The sequence below is a fragment of the Rhizobium sp. AP16 genome (genome assembly GCF_000281735.1).
Lineage (GTDB): Bacteria > Pseudomonadota > Alphaproteobacteria > Rhizobiales > Rhizobiaceae > Rhizobium > Rhizobium rhizogenes.
Genome location: NZ_AJVM01000042.1, coordinates 1 through 18,261, shown reverse-complemented (window position 1 = coordinate 18,261; position 18,261 = coordinate 1). Strand labels below are relative to the sequence as shown.

Here is an 18,261-nt window from a genome sequence, read left to right as displayed (position 1 = left end):
TTCTATATAGAACAGGAAGCGACAGTAGGACACAGGGAAGCGCTATGTTGGACATGCTGGTAGTGGGTGGCGGTTATGTGGGTCTTGCCGCCGCGGTCGCCGTCAAGCAGGCAGCCCCGCATCTCGACGTCATGGTCGTCGAAGCAGCCCCCGAAACCGCCTGGAAGAAGGACATGCGCGCCTCGGCGATCATCGCCGCCGCCTCGAAGATGCTCGAGGTCTTCGGCATCTGGGACGAGATCGCACCGGAGGCGCAGCCGATCACCCGCATGATCGTCACTGATTCGCGCACCAGTGATCCGGTGCGCCCGGTCTTCCTCACCTTTGACGGCGAAGTGACCGAAGGCCAGCCCTTTGCCCATATGATCCCGAACGTCGCCATGGTCGGCGCGCTCCGCGGCGCCTGCGAGCGCCTCGGCATCACGATTCGCCACGGCGTCAGCGCAACGGACTTCAAGACGGAGGACGCCGGTGTCACGCTGACGCTCTCGGATGGCAGCGTGCTGGAAACGCGGCTGCTGGTCGCCTGCGACGGCGTGCGCTCCAAGCTGCGCGACATGGCCGGCATCAAGACGGTGAACTGGAACTACGGCCAGTCCGGCATCGTCGTCACCGTCGAGCATGAGCGGCCGCACAATGGCTGCGCAGAAGAACATTTCCTGCCCTCCGGCCCCTTCGCCATCCTGCCTTTGAAGAACAACCGCTCTTCGCTGGTCTGGACCGAACGCACCGCCGATGCCGACCGACTGGTCGCCTCTGACGATCTGCTGTTCGAGGAAGAGTTGGAGCGCCGTTTCGGCCACAAGCTCGGCGCGCTGCGCACGGTCGGCGACCGCCGCGCCTTCCCGCTCGGCCTCACCCTTGCCCGCGCCTTCGTCGCGCCGCGCTTCGCGCTTGCCGGCGACGCCGCCCACGGCATCCACCCGATCTCCGGCCAGGGTCTCAATCTCGGCTTCAAGGATGTGGCGGCTCTCGCCGAAACCGTGGTCGAAGCCGACAGGCTCGGCCTCGACATCGGCTCGATCAACACTCTTGAGCGCTACCAGACCTGGCGGCGCTTCGACACCTTCCGCATGGGCGTGACCACCGACGTGCTGAACCGGCTGTTTTCCAACGACATCACGCCCGTACGCGTCGCCCGCGACTTCGGCCTCGGCCTCGTCGATCGTCTGCCGAAGCTGAAATCCTTCTTCATCGGTCAGGCCGCAGGCACGGATGCCAAGGACAATCCGCGACTGCTGGCGGGCGAGGCGATCTGAGCGGTTGGAGCCGAAAGAGGGGGCGATTCGGTAGCAGTCGGCTCTGGGTCGATAACTGAAACATCAGCTTTGGCCCATAGCGGCCATCAAGGCAGACCCCTGCCCTAGCTATCAGGTGATGCAAGAGTTGTTTTTGTCGATCATCTCGACGATCGCTTAACCTTGTCTGGCTTTCCGACCACGGGCGCCGGGTTTCGCTGGAATGCTTTTTCCGTATTCACTCCACCATGCTGTCAAAGCCTCCATGGTGGGGCCGAGCCCCCGCGCCTTCTGCGTGATCTCATATTCGACGCGCGGAGGAACCTCCGCAAAGACCGTGCGTGACACAAGTCCGTCCGCTTCGAGCTCGCGAAGTTGTGCCGTCAGCATGTGTTGGGTGATGCCGGGAATAGCCTTTCGCAGCTCTCCAAACCTGTACATCCGCTGATTGAGCAGCCACATGATTTCGAGCTTCCACTTGCCGGAAAGCAGTGCGAAGGCACGCCGCATTTCCTCGTGCATATTCACTTCTTCATCGACCATAGTCTGCTTTTCCATACTAACAGTAAGTAATTCATCCTACTTGCAAAGATCTATCTTAGGCGACATTTTCCATTCACACACCACGGAGCGCAGTAAACGCGCCTCCAACACCAACGATATGCTCAAAAAATGAGAATGTTGCTGCACACCCAGCGACAAGGATGAGATCATGACTGGATACTACGCATACTGGATCAGCACGGCACTTTTGTCCCTGCTTTATCTGACGTCAGCCTTTATGTACGCCACCAAAGCAGGCTGGGTTCGCCGGGTTCTGGCGGAGCTTGGATACAGCGCCGCTTACCTTGTGCCATTCATGATCGTTGTAAAGGTCCTCGGCCCTCTCGCAATCCTTTCACGCGTCAGCGTGCTGCTCAGCGATCTCGCTTATGCCGGCATCTTCTATCATCTGCTGCTATCCGGCCTGGCACATCTCGGTGTTCGCAAGCCTGCCGGCGCTCTGCCCGCGGCAATTGGCCTGGCGCTCCTGGCGATCTCGTTCGTTACGCAGAATGATGCCCGAGATGTGCCGTCCCCTTACGTCCACGCCGCGATGCGTTGACACAGCGACAATCGCAAACCTCAACCAAATGGAGATGAATATGGGTCGACTCGATGGAAAAGTCGCGATCGTCACGGGCGCAAGCCGTGGCATAGGCCGGGCCACCGCAAAGCTGTTTGCAGCCGAAGGTGCCAAGGTCGCTGTTCTTTCGCGAACGTCCGAAAGCGTCGAACGCGTCGTTGCGGATATCGTTGAAGCGGGGGGTACAGCGCTCGGCATCATCTGCGACGTTGGCGAGGCCGATCAGATTGAGACTGCGGTCGACAAGATCGTGGCCGCCTACGGTCGCATCGATATTCTCGTGAACAATGCATTCGATGGTTCTGCTGTCTTGTCTTCGGTCATCGACCTGTCAGTGGAGCAACTACAGCGGAACTTCGATACCGGCCCGATCGCGTATCTGCGCTTCATGCAGGCCTGCTACCCTCACCTCAAGGAAAGTGGGGAGGGCCGGATCATCAACTTCGGCTCTATGGCTGGCACCATCGGGCTCGCTGGCTACGGCCCGTACAACATGGCAAAGGAGGCCGTACGTGCTCTTACCCGTACTGCCGCCCGCGAATGGGGCACGGACAACATCACGGTGAACAATATTCTTCCGATAGCGGATACGTGGGGAGCGACGGCAAAGGATATTCCTCCGCCGACCAACGCGCTCGCCCGTTTCGGCTCCCCGGAAGATGACATCGCACCGGTCGTCCTGTTCCTCGCCAGCAAGGACTCACAGTTTATCACGGGATACAGCCTTACGCCCGATGGCGGCGCAATCATCGACACTGCTCGGTAACCCTCAGCGATTAACGAGGCGTAGCGTATGGCCGCGCCTCTTCAGCCATTCCGGTCACATGCTAACTCCCAAGGAGAGCGGACCTCAATCCTCGATACGCCGCGCTTCCGAGATCAGCATGATCGGAATGCCGTCGCGGATCGGATAGGCCAGCCGGGCCTTTTCCGAGACCAACTCGTTCTTCTCGCGGTCATAGCTCAGCGACCCCTTGGTGAGCGGGCAGACGAGCAGGTCGAGCAGTTTCGTGTCCACCTTGCTGACGGTGACGTCCATCGCAGATCCTATTGCAGCACGGAATCGGTGTCGCCAAAACGGGCAAGCACGATTTCGATGATGGCGATGAAGGTTTCAGCCCTGGTCTTCAGGTCGGGCGCCTCCAGGAGTGCCTGCTTCTCGGCGGGCTCAAAGGGCGCCATCATCGCCAGCGAATTCACCAATGTCATATTGCTGGCGCGCTCGACGCTCTGCCAATCCGCCTCCAGCTTGTTGGCGTCGAGATAGGCGTGGAAGGCCGACAGCAGCGCGGCGCGATCGACGCTATGCTCCTCGTCGGCCGACTTGAGATCGGCCATGAAGGGGGCAATACGGAAGCTGCGGTAGGGCTGATGACCGGTGACCTCGTTCATCAGCCGGAAGCGGCAGATGCCGGTGAGCGACGTGATGTAGCGGCCATCGCCGGTCTCGGCGAAGGAGGTGATGCGCCCGAGGCAGCCGACATGCGAAAGATTGTGGGTTTCCGACGGCTCGCCGAGCGCCGGTTGCACGATGCCGACCAGCCGGTTGCCGGCGATGGCGGCGTCGAACATCGCGAGATAGCGCGGCTCGAAAATATTGAGCGGCAATTGCCCGGTGGGCAGAAGCAAGGCGCCGGACAGAGGAAAGATGACCACCGATTCCGGCAGATCGCTCGGCTTCAGATATCTGGCATTACCGACTTGCATGATTTCCGTCCCGCTACATCACTGTGCCGCGCATCCCTTAAGATACACAGGAACGACACCCGGCGGCGATTGCTCCACCCCACGCCGCGCCACAGAACAATGTGGCCCCCTCTGGCGAAAACACAAGAGCCTTTCCGGACGAAAGGCCGAAGCGTTTCGCTTTCCCGTTCCATCGAGGCAGCGAAGGCACCTGAGAGGGTGCCCTCGCGTAAACCGCGCCTCAGGAAAACAGGATCGAGGACAGCTTGCGCCGCGCGGCGATCGTCGCCGGGTCCTTCGGACCCCAGACCTCGAAAAATTCCAGCAGCTGCCGGCGCGCGCCGTCGTCGTCGAAAGCGCGGTCGCGGCGCATGACCGTCAGAAGATGCTCGGCCGCTTCGTCGCGCTTGCCCTCGACATTACGGATCTTGGCGAGCTTGACGCGCTGCTCGTGATTGTCGGGATTGGCCGCCAGTTCCTGCTCGAGCGCCACGGGATCTCCAAGCTTGCGGGCTTCCTCGATCTGATCGAGCTTTTTCACCACGGCCTGGATGCCGGCATCGTTGGCAAGCGTCTCCGGCAGGTCCGTCAGCGCCTCGCGCGCGCGCTGGCTCTGGCCGGCGGCGATCATGCATTCGGCCATACCGGCAAGCGCCTTGGCATTTTCCGGATCGGCCTGCAGCACCGCGCCGAACAGTTCGGCGGCGCCATTGATATCGCCCCCGGCGAGAAGGCCGGTTGCCTCCTCCAGAACCGCTGCGATCTCCGCCGCCGGATCGCCCGCGCCACCAGCCGGACCGCCAAGGCGATCGATGAACTCACGCACCTGGCTCTCAGGCACGGCGCCCATGAAGCCATCGGCCGGACGGCCGTCGACGAAGGCGATGACCGCCGGGATCGACTGGATGCCGAGCTGGCCGGCAACGGACGGATGATCGTCGATGTTCATCTTGACCAGCTTGACGCGGCCATTGGCCTCGTTGATGACCTTTTCCAGGACCGGCGTCAGCTGCTTGCACGGGCCGCACCAGGGCGCCCAGAAATCCACCAGCACCGGCTGGTTGCGCGATTCTTCGATAACGTCCTTGGCGAAATTCGCCGTCGTGGTGTCCTTGATCGGCGAAGCGCCGCCCGAGACCGCGGGCGCGGCGCCAAAGGAGGCAGAAGCCGACATCTGGCCGCCGAAGGAAGCGTTATAGGGATTGTTGGAACCGCTCATAGATGTCTCCCGCCTGCCGGCATTCCGGACTTTTAAAACATGAGCCCCAAAAACGGGGCGTCGCTTTGCATAAGATCATGCTCGATGAAATAGCCATAACGACAGCACACATCGAAGATATGTCATATCTATCGCATTGTAGCGCTAAAATCGTGCGTTAGCCCGTCACTTTCAAGACTAGCGGCGTGTGACCCGTCGCTTCCATGAAGCGCAAGAGATCGCCGCTGGCAATCGACGTCGTCGCATCGTTCGACAAGGGATGGCAATTGACGATGTCGTGTTCCATCAATTCGGCGTCGAGCACGAAGGTGACATTGCCGCCCTTATCGTTGATCGCACCGAATGCCGTCACCGAACCGGGAATGACGCCCAGATATTCCATGAGGTTTTCCGGCTTGCCGAAGGAGACCTTGCTGGCCGCGCCGATCAGCGTGTGCACCGTCTTCAGATCGACGCTGGCGTTTTCTTCCACGGTCAACAGGAAGAAATTATCCTTCTTGTCCTTCACGAACAGGTTCTTCGTATGCCCGCCGGGAATCTCGTCGCGCAGCGACACCGATTCGGCAACGGTGAACACCGGCGCATGATCCTTGGTGCTATGGGAAATGCCCAACCCATCCAGAAAACGGAAAAGATCGTCGCGGGTTTTCGGGCTGTTCTCGGTCATGGCGTCTCGCAAAGAAAATTTGACGCGCCCCTGATACGTCGCCCACAATTCCTTTGCAATCTTTGAGACGACAAAGCCCGGCGTTTCCGGGCTTTCCGGTAGGCATTGGAAAAAACCGCGAACTTTTCTTCGCGACCTCGTCATTTCCCTGTTGCATTTGAAAAACGATTGGGCCATATAGCGCCCGTCGCCGCAAGACGACGCCGAACGGTCCAACACACTACCCCGGACTGTTACGGATATGAGCGGGTGTAGCTCAGGGGTAGAGCACAACCTTGCCAAGGTTGGGGTCGAGGGTTCGAATCCCTTCGCCCGCTCCAGTTCTCTCAAGAAAATCAAATATCTAGTGATTTTGCTGAGAGAACTGCCATCCAAGTTTTCCAGCGAGATATCACCGATCCGGCAAGTGATCGGAGGGCTACTGCAACAGAACAATTGCATTAGGCGCGCACCTGCACTTCACCAGCGTCGGAGGCTAACGCTCCAAGCTGGACCACCAAACCCAAGCACTTCAAGCCCAGCATATGCACAAACATTAAACCCGGATCATTCCGTGGGGGCATGCCACCCATGATGGGCTTCACTATTTTGAACCAACTACGGGTGATCGTGAAATGGCAAAAGGGGTGAGTTTCGTATGGAATTCAACAGAGAGTCGTTGCTTACAGCTTCTTGCCAAGATTTGACTGATCGGCAAATCGCTAGGAGGCTCAGCCCTCGGTACACACCGTTCGGATGTCCTCGGATACACCGCAGACGTCAGCGCTCATGCAACGGTTTTGGCCATTGCGAGCAGTTTCGGGATGAAGGGGTGCTTTGGGTCGTCAGCTAAGGCGCTGGGAGTTGGCCTTAGTGCCCGCGCCGGTTTCGAAGCGGCAATCTTGGCCTAGTCCGGTCACACCGGTCCCTTGGGAATCCTTGAGGACACCAGAGGGCTCTTAACTTTGCGAAACGTGAACGCGTTTTCCGAGCCGGATTACGGCAGACAATGCCCCCAATTAGCCGCTGGATCTCTCTTCGTGATTGCTTCGTACATTATATCGGTATGGGCTGTAACGGTTGCACCGGTGGCGCTCGTATCGGTGCTGAGAGAATCGAATATTCTTTTTGGTCTTGTGATCGCCGTTACGATTCTCAAAGAAGCATTGAATCGGAGTAGGATCATAGGCAGCTTTGCAATATTGACAGGGCTGGTGTTGTTGCGATTGGCATAGAGCGCGTCTTCTGTCCGACTTGTTTTTAGCCTGGGTGCCATAAGCTCGGTTGTGGCGATGGCGGACATCCTAACTTCCCCGCTACACCTCTGCCTCACCGGTCAGGGGGCAGGTTTGGGTCACCGTGATGCGCTGCAGGTCTTGAAGGGATATTAACCGGTAGCACGTCGTTTGGCTGAGCTGCCGCACCAGAGATCTCTGCTAGTAATTTCAATCAGGCAGAAAAATCCGTAAAGCTCTATCGACTTTATCTCTTGATATGTTGACGTATTGCTGAGCCGAAATCGCGCCACATGGCCCCGCGATCAATCACACGAAGCTGTGCTCTTTCCCCGCGACGGGCGACGCAAACAGCGTTTCTCCGATAGAGACCAGGCGATCGCCATCCGCACGCACCACCAGCGACGGCAGGTCTGGCACGTCAAGGTGAAGTACCGTGTCGGCACCGAGCCGCTCAATGTGTCTGACTACACCTTGCCACTTACCCTGCGTGGTGGATAGCGCAACGTGCTCCGGGCGGACACCATAAATTCGACAACCCTCGCGCTCGGCGACCTCCCCTTCGAAGATGTTCATCTTGGGTGAGCCTATAAAGCCGGCGACGAATGGCGTTGCCGGATGGTTGTAAAGCGTCATCGGCGCACCGATCTGCTCGATCCTCCCGCCGTTCAGCACAACGATCTTGTCCGCCATGGTCATGGCCTCGACCTGGTCATGGGTCACATAGATCATCGTCGCGCCGAGCTTGGCATGCAATTCCGTGAGCTCGAAGCGCATCTGCGAACGCAAGGAAGCGTCGAGATTGGAAAGCGGCTCGTCGAACAGAAACACTTTCGGATTACGGATGATTGCCCGGCCGATGGCGACGCGCTGCCTTTGACCGCCGGAGAGTGCCTTGGGCTTGCGGTCGAGCAGATGCGAGAGTTGTAGAATATCGGCCGTCTGCTTCACCTTTTCCTCGATCTCAGCCTTCGGGCGCCTGGCAAGCGAGAGACCAAAGCCGATATTCTCGCGTACCGTCAGGTGCGGATAAAGCGCATAGGACTGGAACACCATTGCGATACCGCGCGCCGATGGCTCTACTCCGGTGACGTCCTTTCCATCGATGAAGATCTGACCGGCGCTCGATGTCTCAAGCCCCGAAATCATCCGCAGGAGCGTCGATTTTCCGCAGCCCGAGGGGCCAACGAACACGCAGAATTCGCCCGCCTCCACCGTAAGATCCACGCCCTTCATCACCTCCAGGCTACCAAAACTCTTGCCGATATTGCTGAGAACGACGCTAGACATGCGCTTATCCTTTCACGGCGCCGGCCGTCATGCCCGCCACGATCTGACGATTGAAGAATATGAAAACGATGAGTGGCGGAATGGTCACCAAAAGGATGTTCATGAACAAGAGATTGAACTGCGTCTGGAACTGGCTCTGGAAATTGTAGAGCGTCAGCTGCACGGTGACGTTTTCCCGGCCGGGGAGATAGTAAAGCGGATTGGTGAAATCGTTGAAGATGGCGATGGACTGGACCACGATGACCGTCACCGTCACCGGTTTCAGCAGCGGCAAGATGACCCGGAAAAAGATCTGTAGCGGTTTGGCGCCGTCGATGATCGCCGCTTCATCTAGATCCCTCGGGATAGTGGCGATGAAACTCCTGAACAGCAGGATGGAAAAGGCAAGGCCGTAGGCGATCTGGATGAGGATCATACCGGAGATGGTCTTGAACAGTCCCAGCGATTGCAGCACCCAGATGGTCGGGACCACCGCCGGCGGAATCATCAGGCCGGCGAGAACGCAAGCGTAAATCAGCTTGTTCCAAGCCGAAGAGCGGCGTTGGAGCACATAACCGACCATTGCGCCGAAGAGGACGAGCAGAGCGACGGAAGCGACCGTGATGACGGTGGAATTGAAATAGGCGAGCAACAGCATATAGTTGCGGGCCTCGACCACTTCCATGAGATTGCCCCAAAGCCGCCACTCCGCCGGCAGGGTGAAGGTAAGCCTTGCGGCATCCTGCTTGGTCTTGGCGGCCGTGATGAAGATGAACAGAAAGGGCAGAATGAAGATCACCGCAGAGGCTGCAAGTGCGGTCACGCCGGTATAGAGCTGTCGACGCGTCACAGATCCACCTCCTTGCGATTGAACCATACGGTAAGCGGCAACACGATCAGCCCTATAAGGATGAAGAGGATGACGTTGCCAGCGGTGGACAGCCCGTAGAATCCCGCCTGGTATTGCTTGTAGATGACGCTCGCGAGCACGTCAGAGGAAAAGCCGGGGCCGCCACGCGTCATCGCCCAGATCAGATCGAAGCTGCGCAGCCCGCCGATCAGCGACAACGTCACGACTGTGATCGTGGCCGGCTTTACCAGCGGAACCGTGACCCGGAAGAACATCTGCCGACGGGTAGCGCCGTCGATGCGGGCGGCTTCGTAATAATCGGGGCTGATGGAGGCAAGCCCGGCGATATAGATGACGGTGGCAAGCCCGATGCCTTTCCACAGATCGACGAGGACGATGGAATAGAGCGCTAGCGCCGGATCCGTCAACCAGCCGGGGCCATGAATGCCAAGGCCTGCCAAGGCGACGTTGATGAGTCCGCGCGTAGGATGCATGAGCACGGAGAACGTGATGCCGACGCCGATGGTCGACACCAGCACCGGAAAGAAAACGACGGTTCGCAGAAAGCCCTGTGCCCAGATGCCTGAGGTCAACAGCACGGCAAGAAGTAGGCCAAGCACGGTCTTCGTACCGGAGGTCAGGACCGCATAGATGATGGTATTGACGAGGCCCTGGATCAGGAACGGCTCGCGGAAGAACTGGCGATAGTTCTCCACGCCAATGAACTCTGCATTGAAAAGGTCCCATCGGGTTAAACTGAACCAGAGGGACGCGAATGTCGGCACCATGAACAGCACGATGAAGATCACGGCCGCTGGCAGTACAAACCAATAGGGATAGGGTGATTTTCGCGTGGTCATGGAGGCTCCTTGAGCACTCCCCGCCCGGACGACGACCGGGCGGGGGATGGGCTGGGAGGTTACCAATTGGGCAGACCGAGCTGCTTGGCCTGCTTTTCGACATCCCGGTCGTAAAGGGCAGCCGCGTCCTTGGCCGAACGAATGCCTGAGCCGACTTCCACGGTGATTTGCTCGAGCGACGGCCCTTTCACCGGCGACAGGAACTCCAACGCCGGCGCGGTGCGGCCGTCGGTCTCGAAATAGGGCAGCATATCGGCGACAACAGGCGGGATATCTTTCGGCAATTCGCAGCCCTTGACCAGATAGGGACCGGATGGAACGGCTTTCGCCATGATATCGCAGGCTTCCTTGCTGCCGACCCAATCGAGGAACTTCTTGGCCTCTTCAAGATGCTCGGCCTTGGCGGGAATATAGAGAGCTGCCGGCATCCATATCGTCAGCCCGTTTTTCTGGGCATCCGTGCCGGGTTCCGCGAAGAAGCCAATATCCCGTAGATGGTCGGGCAGGTTCTGCTGCACATTGCCGATACCGAAGGTCAGCATCGGGTAATGGGCCGCCTCGCCAGTTGCGACCATGCTCATGCCGTCATCCAACGTAGCAGCACCGAAATCGGCGTTGAAGAGACCGGCTTTCGCCACCTCTTCGAGATGCTCGAAGCCACGCACGGCCGCCGGTGTCGTCGCATATTTCGCCTTGTTCGCCGTGTAGTCGGCCGCAAAGTTCGGCGCGTCGGCCTGCAGATTGTAATAGTCGGCAAGAATGAAGAGCTGCGAGGTCCAGGTATCGCCGTAGGTCTGTACAACAGCCACCTTGCCGGCGGCCTTGACTTTCGCATTGTTCGCCATGAACTCCGCCCAGGTTTTGGGCGGCGTGAGGCCTAGATCTGCGTAGATCTTTCGGTTGTAGAAAATTCCGCCGCCCATGGCCGGGCCGAATGGTATTCCGCGCACATGTCCATCGGCGCTGGTGACGACCTTCTTGAAGCTGTCCAGAATGCCGGCCTGCGAAGGCAGATCGGAAAGATCCGTGAGTGTCTGCTCGGGCTTCAGTGCCTGAAACAACGAACCGGTATTGTACTGGAAGATGTCGGCCATCTCACCGGTCGCCAGCCGTGTCTTGATGATATTGTCGCCTTCGGAACCGCCGACCCGCTGCTCCACATCGAAGCTCACATCGGGATGCTTTGCCGTATAGGCCTTGGAAAGCGCGCCGAACGAGGCGCTGGTTTCCGGGTTGGTGTCGATCACGATGCTGAGCTTCACATCGGCATGGGCGACATTGGCTGCAAGCACGCTGATGATGGCTCCGGCCAAAATGCTGCACGTCGTCATTCTCATGGTCGTCTCCTCCTCTGAAAGACCGGAATGATTGGGCTGCTCGCGCCTGCGGTCCGCAGGCGCCTTCATCACATGACGAAAGTGATCGTATGCTCTCCCCTTCCGAGCACGATCTTTTGACCGGAAGCGACTGCAATCCCGTCTGCCGCCAGAGATTTACGACCCGTGCTCCCCTCCAGCCGCGCCGTCACCCCCTCCGGCAGCGTCAGCCGGCATGTCACTTCCCCCCTCTCGTCTATGCTCCAGCCTGCCTGTATGCGTCCGAAACGGGTATCGTGCCAGGCCGATACCGGCGACAGACCGGGCAGGATTGCCGGGTCGAAAGCGATCTCCTCGAAGCCAGGTTTGTCTTCGAGCGGCCTGATGCCGGCAACATCCTCGAACAGCCATTGGCACACGGCGCCGTAGGCATAGTGGTTGTAGCTGTTCATATCGGGATCGTAGATCGTGCCGTCCTCCGCCAGCGCGTCCCAGCGTTCCCAGATCGAGGTCGCCCCGCGCTCCACCTGATAGAGCCAGCCTGGAACCTTGCGATTGAGGAACGTCTTTTCCGCCAGATCAAGCATGCCGAGGCGCGTAATGGCCGGCAGCAGAGCGGGTGTTCCGATGAAGCCGGTCCCGATGACGCCATCGGTCTCCTCCACAACCCGCCGGAAATAGCCGCGCGCTGCAGCCTCGTACTCCTGCGGAACCAGGCCATAGAGGAACGCCAGGGACCATGATGTCTGGTCGTTATGGGCTATGCGGCCAGACGGGGCGAAGAATTCATGGCTGAAGGCCGTCCTGATATCTTCGGTGCGGGTATCGAGGCGCGCGGCCTCGTCATTCTTGCCGAGAATGCGGGCTATCTTTGCTGTCAGCTGCGTCGAGATGAAATGATAGAGCGTGGCAGCGCAATCGTCGGCCACGGTCGGGCGGGGCTTGCGATTGTCGCCGACCGGCTGCAGCCAGTCGCCGAAGGTGAAGCCTCGTTCGCCCCATACCGCCGGCGGGCGAATGATCGGCCCATCGGAGATACCCCAGAGGTAGTCAAGCCAGCGCAACATGGCTGGGAAGCATTCCTGCAGGACCGAGACATCGCCATAATGCAGGTAGAGCTGCCAGGGTATGATGACGATGGCGTCGCCCCAGCCGGTGGAACCTGCCCAATCGCCGCGGCTGTCGATCGGATGCAGACGCGTGGGATCGGGCGAGAAATGCGGAACCGCGCCATTCGCGCGCTGGTCATGCATTACGTCGCGTAGGTATTTGGTGAGAAAAGTCCGGCTGTCGGCCAACCAGCAGGCAGCACCGGCAAACACCTGCGCGTCGCCGGTCCAGCCCAATCGCTCATCACGCTGCGGGCAATCCGTCGGCACCTCGATGAAATTGGAGCGCTGCGACCAGATGGTGTTCTCGACCAGCCGGTTCACCGCATCGACGCCGCAGGCGAAGCCTGCGGCCCTGACCGGCACGGATGTCACCGGGATCATGGTGATGGAAATGAGCTCCGCCTTTCCCGTCACGGTCACCCGCGCATAGCGGAAACCCATAAAGGTGAAGAGCGGCGCATAGACTTCCTCGCCCTCACCCTTCAGCGTATAGACGAGCTCGGCGCGGGCGCTTCGGTAGTTGCGATTGTCGAAGAGGCGGCCGGGACCGAGCACTTCGGAATGCTCGACGCGAACGCGGGCCCCCGCTTCGCCCTTGACGCAGATACGGATATAGGCGCCCGCGTTCTGCCCGAAATCATAGACGATCCCTCCATCGCTCTCAGCCCAGCTTTCAATGGGTGGGAGAGCATCGAGTTCCTTGACCGCTCCGGTCTCGTGGGGCACGAGAAGTGCCTTGTCAAAGGCCAGAACTTCGACGCCGTCGCCGTCTTCCACTTCGATACGGGCATCATAGTCCTCACCGAAATAGATACCGTTGCGGACGACAGGCGTGTAGCCGCTCTTCCAGTTTTCATCGGTCTTCACAAGGATCGATCCGCCCGCACTCAACTCGGCGATCGCGCCGACCCGATCGCCCCAGCAATCATAGATCGGACTGGCTGCCCACATGAGCTGGCTCCTGTACCAACCATCGCCAAGCCAGATCTCGATGCGGTTTTCACCGGGCAGAAGCAGAGCCGTGACGTCATAGACCTGATAGGCGATGCGGTCGTCATAGCAGGTCCAGCCCGGGGTCAGCAGATCCTCCCCAACGCGGCGACCGTTGATGAAGGCGCGATAAAGGCCGAGCGCCGAGATGCGCAAGGTCGCTCCGGAAGGCAGCTGCTCCAGCGAAAAGCGGCGAGAAACGAAAGTTCCGGCAGTTCCCTGTCCCGCATCACAGACAGGCGCAATCATGAATGCGGAAAACGCGAAACCGGAATCGATAAGGTCTTCAGCCACGGCGACGCCGTGGCGCTGGACAATGCTCATAATGCAACCTCCCCTGGCCACCTTATCCTCCAGCGGCCGAAAAACGAATTTGTGTGTATCGTTCTATGTATATCATTCTACATTACCGTTTGCCACGCAAGAGTTTCATGCGTATAATTTGAAAAAATTGATGAGCGTGAATTTTTAGATGAAATATCAAATCGTTAGCACACCCAAAGAGCGGATTACGATCCGCCATGTCGCTGAAGATGCCGGGGTGTCGGTGGCGGCCGTATCCAAAGTTCTTCGCAATGCCTACGGCGTCAGCGGCCTTCTGCGACAGAAGGTGGAAACCTCGATCGAGAAGCTGAACTACCGCCCATCCGTGGCGGCGCGCGCCATGCGAGGTCGCACGAATACAATCGGCGTCCTGGTGGTCGAATTATCGAACCCGTTCCTTGCCGGCGTGATCGAGGCGGCTAACGCCACTTTTTCACAGAGCAACTACAAGGCGCTGGTGGGGATCGGTCGCTCCAAGAGCCCGATCGAAGCCTCGATGATCGAATCCATGATCGACAACCGCATGGACGGCGTGCTGATCATTGCCCCGCGCATCTCCCGCAAGATGGTCGAACGCTATTCCCAGCAGATCCCGATCGTAGCGATCGCCCATCACGAGTCGCAAGCTTTGACCTACGACACGGCCAATTCCAATGACCACAAGGGGGCGGCGCTCGCTGTCGAGACCCTTCTTAGCCGCGGGTATGAGGATATTGCCATGCTGAGCTATACGTTATCGGACCCACGCCCATCGGAGGTCGCCGCCCAGCGAGAAATTGGCTATCGCGAGCGAATGGAACAGGCGGGATTGGGGGCCAAAGCCCGGATCATACGACTACCGGCGCCGGGTGCCGACAGGAGTGAAGGCATCGCGGACTTCCTGCGTGCGAAGGATCGGCCCCGCGCCGTTTTCGTCTGGTCAGACCTGGACGCGGTGCCGCTGCTGAACGCTGCGCGCATGAGCGGTATCCGCGTGCCAGAGGATCTCGCCATCATCGGATATGACAACTCCCCACCGGCGGCCATTCCACTGGTCGGGCTGACCAGCATCGACCAAAATCCTTCCCGGCTTGGCGGAATAGCAGGGCAAATGCTGCTCAGCCGGATTGACGGCCGCCAGGAGGCCCAGCACATCCTTATCGAACCCGACGTGGCGGTACGGGGAAGTATCTGAATGGCTTCCCGTCTGGGGTTATCCGGCATGTTCAGTATGACGATACAAGGCCGCAAAGCATCGAAGAGATGTTCTTTCGTACCCTTGTCTTCAAAATTTTCAACAAATCAACAAGATTGAGACGTGAGAATACCTTGAACGCGTCACTGGACTTTTGTCGTGGGCGCACACTTCTCTTTCAAACATCGCTGACGCTTTGGGCCGGATGATGGCTGCGGGTCATATGGTCTATTCAGCGGCTTACATCATGCCAGCACCAAAGTTGGGTTTCGTCAGGAAACACGCAAATCACCTTGCATTGATCAAAATGATGATGGACGACAGGCTGCCCGCGAAGATAGCCAAGGCCGCCGCGCTCCGTCACGTCTTCGATCTGCTCGTTCTTTATCCCGGACTTGGCCGCTTCCTCGCATTTCAATATGCGATTGATTTGAACGACTCATCCATGCTCGACTTCAACGAGTCGGACTTTGTCATAGCTGGCCCAGGTGCACTTGACGGTATAGCGAAATACTTCGTCGATACAGGCAGACTATCCGCTGAAGACATAATTTATGAGGTAACCGACAGGCAGGTGGCGGCATTCAAACGTCTGAAGCTCGACTTCAAAGGCTTGGGAAACCGGCTTTTGCAACCAATAGACTGCCAAAATCTGTTTTGCGAGACATCCAAATATGCGCATGCTGCAGCATGGCCAGCCCTGCCAACGGGCGAGCCCTCTCCTTGTCGCGACTGTAGAGTGGAAAGCCACACCCGTGTCGCTTTCAGCTAAGGATTCACTTGCGATCCAGAATTGCAGAAACGATCGAGAGCCACGGACGATTGCCCATCTCCTCGCATCTTCATCAGCGAAAAACCGGTTTGTCTTTCCAGAGGGTTCCGGCGACGAATTCCGCATAGCCGAGATTGTAAACGGCCCGCATATAGTTGGTGTTGAACGGATCGAACATCGAATAAGGGACTTGAGCATCGATCGACGCGAGGTGGAAACGTGCCCTGGTCAATTTGGAATAGTTGTAGAGGGCCGTCAGAGCGCTTTGCGTCTGCGATTTGACGAAGATGGAGTATGCCCTAACGATCACGGGCAACGTCTTGTCCGGCGTGGTGGCAAATTCCGGCATCAGGGCGTTGTTGACGATCACGTAGAAATTGACGGCCTGCCCCTTGGTGGGCAGAAGAGGGTGGGAGCTCGTCAGGAAAGCTTGCGGAATCATGAGGACCTGTGACGAGGAGCCGCCATCCGAATGCATTTCCTCGAATTGACGTCCTCCCGACTCCGCCTTGATCATCACTGCCGGATAAACACCCGGGATGCTTGCCGATGCCGTGAGAACGTCCTGGAATAGTTTGAGGGCGTCCGGTCGGCCGCTATTGGCGATGGCGCCCATGTTCCACACGACGGCACGCTGGGTGTCGAGATTGGTCGTCAGGATAAAGAGACGGCGGCCTTTGCGGTGTTCGGCGGCAACCTGCTGCAGGATCGCGGGCGTGATGAAGCGCTCGATCATCTGTCTCAGTGGCCCGGCCCTTAACAGGCTCGATCCGAATAGACCGACGACACCTTTGGTTCGCACCAGTTCCTGGGCGATGCCGCTGGTGTAGAGATCGATAAGAGTATCGTCATAGGCCGATCCGAGAAACGCGTAGGGTGCGATCAACGCGCCAGTGCTGACGCCGGTCACAACATCGAACCGTGGGCGGGTCTTGGCTGCGCTCCAGGCCGAGAGCACGCCGACGCTAAAGGCACCGCCTGCGCCACCGCCCGAGATCATCAGTCCGTCGAGTCTATTCCGTTTGGTCGCCGGCGCCCAGTTCGAGACATCGCGTGGCGCTTCGTCGAGCCGAGCATCAAGATAGGTCCGGATCTCGCCATAGCCGGTGATCGCGGCTTGGTCCGCCTCGCGCGCATCGGCAGCCCTGTCCAGCGTTTGCATGCATCCGGACAAGATGAATACGAAAGGGAGCAAGACGATAAGCGCTCGCGTCAAGCTCCTCTTAAAGAGCCAGATTGATCGGAGGTGAGACATTAGCCTCTTCCCTGTTGGATGGCAGGACGCGCAGGCGGCGGGGCGGCGCCGCCTGCGAGGGTATACGTCCCGCGGTCTCGTTCCGGGGGAGGAAACTCGACCGAAGAGGTTGCATGAACGCCGCCAAGCATAGTCTCAGCTTGACAGGAGGCCATCTGACCCATCGCACGCCGATAGAGGATCATCTATGACCGTGCCCTTGCTTTGCATGGCCAGGCTTAAAGGCAATGGCTTCGCGATCATTGGACGCATCATGCGGTTCCTGCTCGGGGACTTCGTGACCGAAGCCGAGCCGGCGCAGGAGACGCTTGAGAAGCTCTTCCAGGTCATCCACGAAAGTGAAAATGACCGGGATAACGATGAGGCTAAGCAGGGTCGACATCATCACCCCGCCGATGACCACGATGGCCATTGGTTGCCGGAAGCTTGAATCACCGCCCGTCAAACTAAGAGCGGCTGGAAGCATGCCCGATGCCATGGCAATGGTGGTCATGACGATAGGCCGCGCCCGCTTGTGGCAGGCATCCACCAAAGCATCGAGCCTGGGCATGCCCTGACGGCGTGCCATGATCGCATATTCGATGAGCAGGATGGAGTTCTTCGTCACTACGCCCATCAGCATCAGCAAGCCGATGACGACCGACATCGAGAAACTGGTCCCGGTCACGACAAGCGGTACCAACGCGCCACCGAGCGAGAGCGGCAGAGCCATCAGCAGGGTGAACGGCTGCAGGAAGTCATGGAAAAGCAGCACGAGGACCGCATAGATGCAGAACACCCCAATCGCCATTGCCAGGCCGAAACTCTGGAACAGTTCCGAACTGCGCTGAAGTTCGCCCTGTTCCACAAGGGTGACGCCCGGTGGCAGGCGCTGGAGCGCCGGCAGCGCCTTAGCCTCGCCATGGACGTCGCCCAGGATACGGCCGTTAAGTTCGACGGAAACCGTGACATTACGCATGCGATCGATGCGGTCGATCTGAGACGGGCTGCCGCCGATCCGGATGTCGGCGATGGATCCGAGATCGACACTTCCATTGGTGCCGGCTACCCGCATGTTCTTGATGTCGTCGAGACTGGTCCGCGTCTCGGGTGAGAAGCGGACGACGATCGGGACCTGCCGTTGCGGCAGGGTGAGCTTCGGCAGGTCGGAGGAATATTCTCCATCTGTCGCCACGCGCACGGCGCTGGC

General features: G+C 59.0%; 17 protein-coding genes, 1 tRNA gene and 1 pseudogene. 7 read left to right on the top strand and 12 right to left on the bottom strand.

Annotated elements, in window-relative coordinates; all coding sequences use genetic code 11:
• Positions 1-44 precede the first annotated feature (44 nt).
• The gene (locus tag PMI03_RS14620; protein ID WP_007694536.1) at positions 45-1,259 is read left to right on the top strand and encodes a ubiquinone biosynthesis hydroxylase; all 1,215 of its coding nucleotides are present in this window, start codon (positions 45-47) and stop codon (positions 1,257-1,259) included.
• A gap of 156 nt (positions 1,260-1,415) precedes the next feature.
• Here the strand turns inward: PMI03_RS14620 and PMI03_RS14615 are convergent, their stop codons facing one another.
• Positions 1,416-1,796 (bottom strand): helix-turn-helix domain-containing protein, encoded by a 381-nt coding sequence (locus PMI03_RS14615; RefSeq protein ID WP_039974058.1) that lies wholly within the window; start codon positions 1,794-1,796, stop codon positions 1,416-1,418.
• Between the two features lie 154 nt (positions 1,797-1,950).
• Here PMI03_RS14615 and PMI03_RS14610 point away from each other — a divergent pair, with 154 nt between their 5' ends.
• Both PMI03_RS14610 and PMI03_RS14605 read left to right on the top strand, forming a co-directional pair.
• Positions 1,951-2,343, top strand: a complete 393-nt coding sequence (locus PMI03_RS14610; RefSeq protein ID WP_007694533.1) for a DoxX family protein — start codon at positions 1,951-1,953, stop codon at positions 2,341-2,343.
• A gap of 40 nt (positions 2,344-2,383) precedes the next feature.
• Positions 2,384-3,130, top strand: coding sequence for an SDR family NAD(P)-dependent oxidoreductase (locus PMI03_RS14605; RefSeq protein WP_007694530.1), 747 nt, complete (start codon positions 2,384-2,386; stop codon positions 3,128-3,130).
• Between the two features lie 84 nt (positions 3,131-3,214).
• On the opposite strand, the gene PMI03_RS14600 is transcribed toward PMI03_RS14605, so the two are convergent.
• From PMI03_RS14600 to PMI03_RS14585, 4 genes are all read right to left on the bottom strand, one after another.
• A complete protein-coding gene (locus tag PMI03_RS14600) occupies positions 3,215-3,403 on the bottom strand; it encodes a Trm112 family protein (RefSeq protein ID WP_007694528.1) in 189 nt (62 codons plus the stop codon).
• A gap of 8 nt (positions 3,404-3,411) precedes the next feature.
• The gene (locus PMI03_RS14595) at positions 3,412-4,071 is read right to left on the bottom strand and encodes an LON peptidase substrate-binding domain-containing protein (RefSeq protein WP_007694525.1); all 660 of its coding nucleotides are present in this window, start codon (positions 4,069-4,071) and stop codon (positions 3,412-3,414) included.
• Between the two features lie 220 nt (positions 4,072-4,291).
• Positions 4,292-5,269 (bottom strand): thioredoxin, encoded by a 978-nt coding sequence (trxA, locus tag PMI03_RS14590; RefSeq protein ID WP_007694523.1) that lies wholly within the window; start codon positions 5,267-5,269, stop codon positions 4,292-4,294.
• Positions 5,270-5,426: 157 nt separating this feature from the next.
• A complete protein-coding gene (locus PMI03_RS14585) occupies positions 5,427-5,936 on the bottom strand; it encodes a prolyl-tRNA synthetase associated domain-containing protein (protein WP_007694521.1) in 510 nt (169 codons plus the stop codon).
• A 245-nt stretch (positions 5,937-6,181) separates the two neighbouring features.
• On the opposite strand from PMI03_RS14585, the gene PMI03_RS14580 reads away from it, so the two are divergent.
• Positions 6,182-6,256, top strand: a tRNA-Gly gene (locus PMI03_RS14580).
• 633 nt (positions 6,257-6,889) lie between these two features.
• Positions 6,890-7,150 carry an EamA family transporter gene (locus PMI03_RS32025; protein WP_374189930.1) on the top strand — a complete coding sequence of 87 codons (261 nt, stop codon included), beginning with the start codon at positions 6,890-6,892 and terminating at the stop codon, positions 7,148-7,150.
• A 309-nt stretch (positions 7,151-7,459) separates the two neighbouring features.
• Here the strand turns inward: PMI03_RS32025 and PMI03_RS14570 are convergent, their stop codons facing one another.
• The 5 genes from PMI03_RS14570 to PMI03_RS14550 form a co-directional block, all read right to left on the bottom strand.
• Positions 7,460-8,440 (bottom strand): ABC transporter ATP-binding protein, encoded by a 981-nt coding sequence (locus tag PMI03_RS14570; protein ID WP_007694518.1) that lies wholly within the window; start codon positions 8,438-8,440, stop codon positions 7,460-7,462.
• 4 nt (positions 8,441-8,444) lie between these two features.
• Positions 8,445-9,296 carry a carbohydrate ABC transporter permease gene (locus PMI03_RS14565; protein WP_210295020.1) on the bottom strand — a complete coding sequence of 284 codons (852 nt, stop codon included), beginning with the start codon at positions 9,294-9,296 and terminating at the stop codon, positions 8,445-8,447.
• Positions 9,266-10,129: a carbohydrate ABC transporter permease gene (locus PMI03_RS14560; protein ID WP_007694514.1), complete on the bottom strand. Its 864-nt coding sequence runs from the start codon at positions 10,127-10,129 to the stop codon at positions 9,266-9,268. The genes PMI03_RS14565 and PMI03_RS14560 overlap by 31 nt, the downstream gene beginning before the upstream one ends.
• A gap of 59 nt (positions 10,130-10,188) precedes the next feature.
• Complete coding sequence (locus tag PMI03_RS14555; protein ID WP_007694512.1) at positions 10,189-11,466, bottom strand: ABC transporter substrate-binding protein; 1,278 nt, start codon at positions 11,464-11,466, stop codon at positions 10,189-10,191.
• Positions 11,467-11,534: 68 nt separating this feature from the next.
• Positions 11,535-13,871: an alpha-L-rhamnosidase gene (locus PMI03_RS14550; protein WP_007694511.1), complete on the bottom strand. Its 2,337-nt coding sequence runs from the start codon at positions 13,869-13,871 to the stop codon at positions 11,535-11,537.
• 148 nt (positions 13,872-14,019) lie between these two features.
• Between PMI03_RS14550 and PMI03_RS14545 the strand changes: the two genes are divergently transcribed.
• Together PMI03_RS14545 and PMI03_RS30715 are read left to right on the top strand one after the other, a co-directional pair.
• On the top strand, positions 14,020-15,045 hold the full coding sequence (locus PMI03_RS14545) for a LacI family DNA-binding transcriptional regulator (RefSeq protein WP_007694508.1): 1,026 nt from the start codon (positions 14,020-14,022) through the stop codon (positions 15,043-15,045).
• A gap of 139 nt (positions 15,046-15,184) precedes the next feature.
• A pseudogene (locus PMI03_RS30715) lies at positions 15,185-15,817 on the top strand (nucleotide kinase domain-containing protein); the annotation flags it as partial.
• 73 nt (positions 15,818-15,890) lie between these two features.
• On the opposite strand, the gene PMI03_RS14535 reads toward PMI03_RS30715, so the two are convergent.
• Together PMI03_RS14535 and PMI03_RS14530 are read right to left on the bottom strand one after the other, a co-directional pair.
• Positions 15,891-17,072: a patatin-like phospholipase family protein gene (locus tag PMI03_RS14535; protein ID WP_007694504.1), complete on the bottom strand. Its 1,182-nt coding sequence runs from the start codon at positions 17,070-17,072 to the stop codon at positions 15,891-15,893.
• Between the two features lie 181 nt (positions 17,073-17,253).
• Positions 17,254-18,261: efflux RND transporter permease subunit (locus PMI03_RS14530; protein WP_007694502.1), on the bottom strand; the 1,008-nt coding region annotated here is incomplete at its 5' end.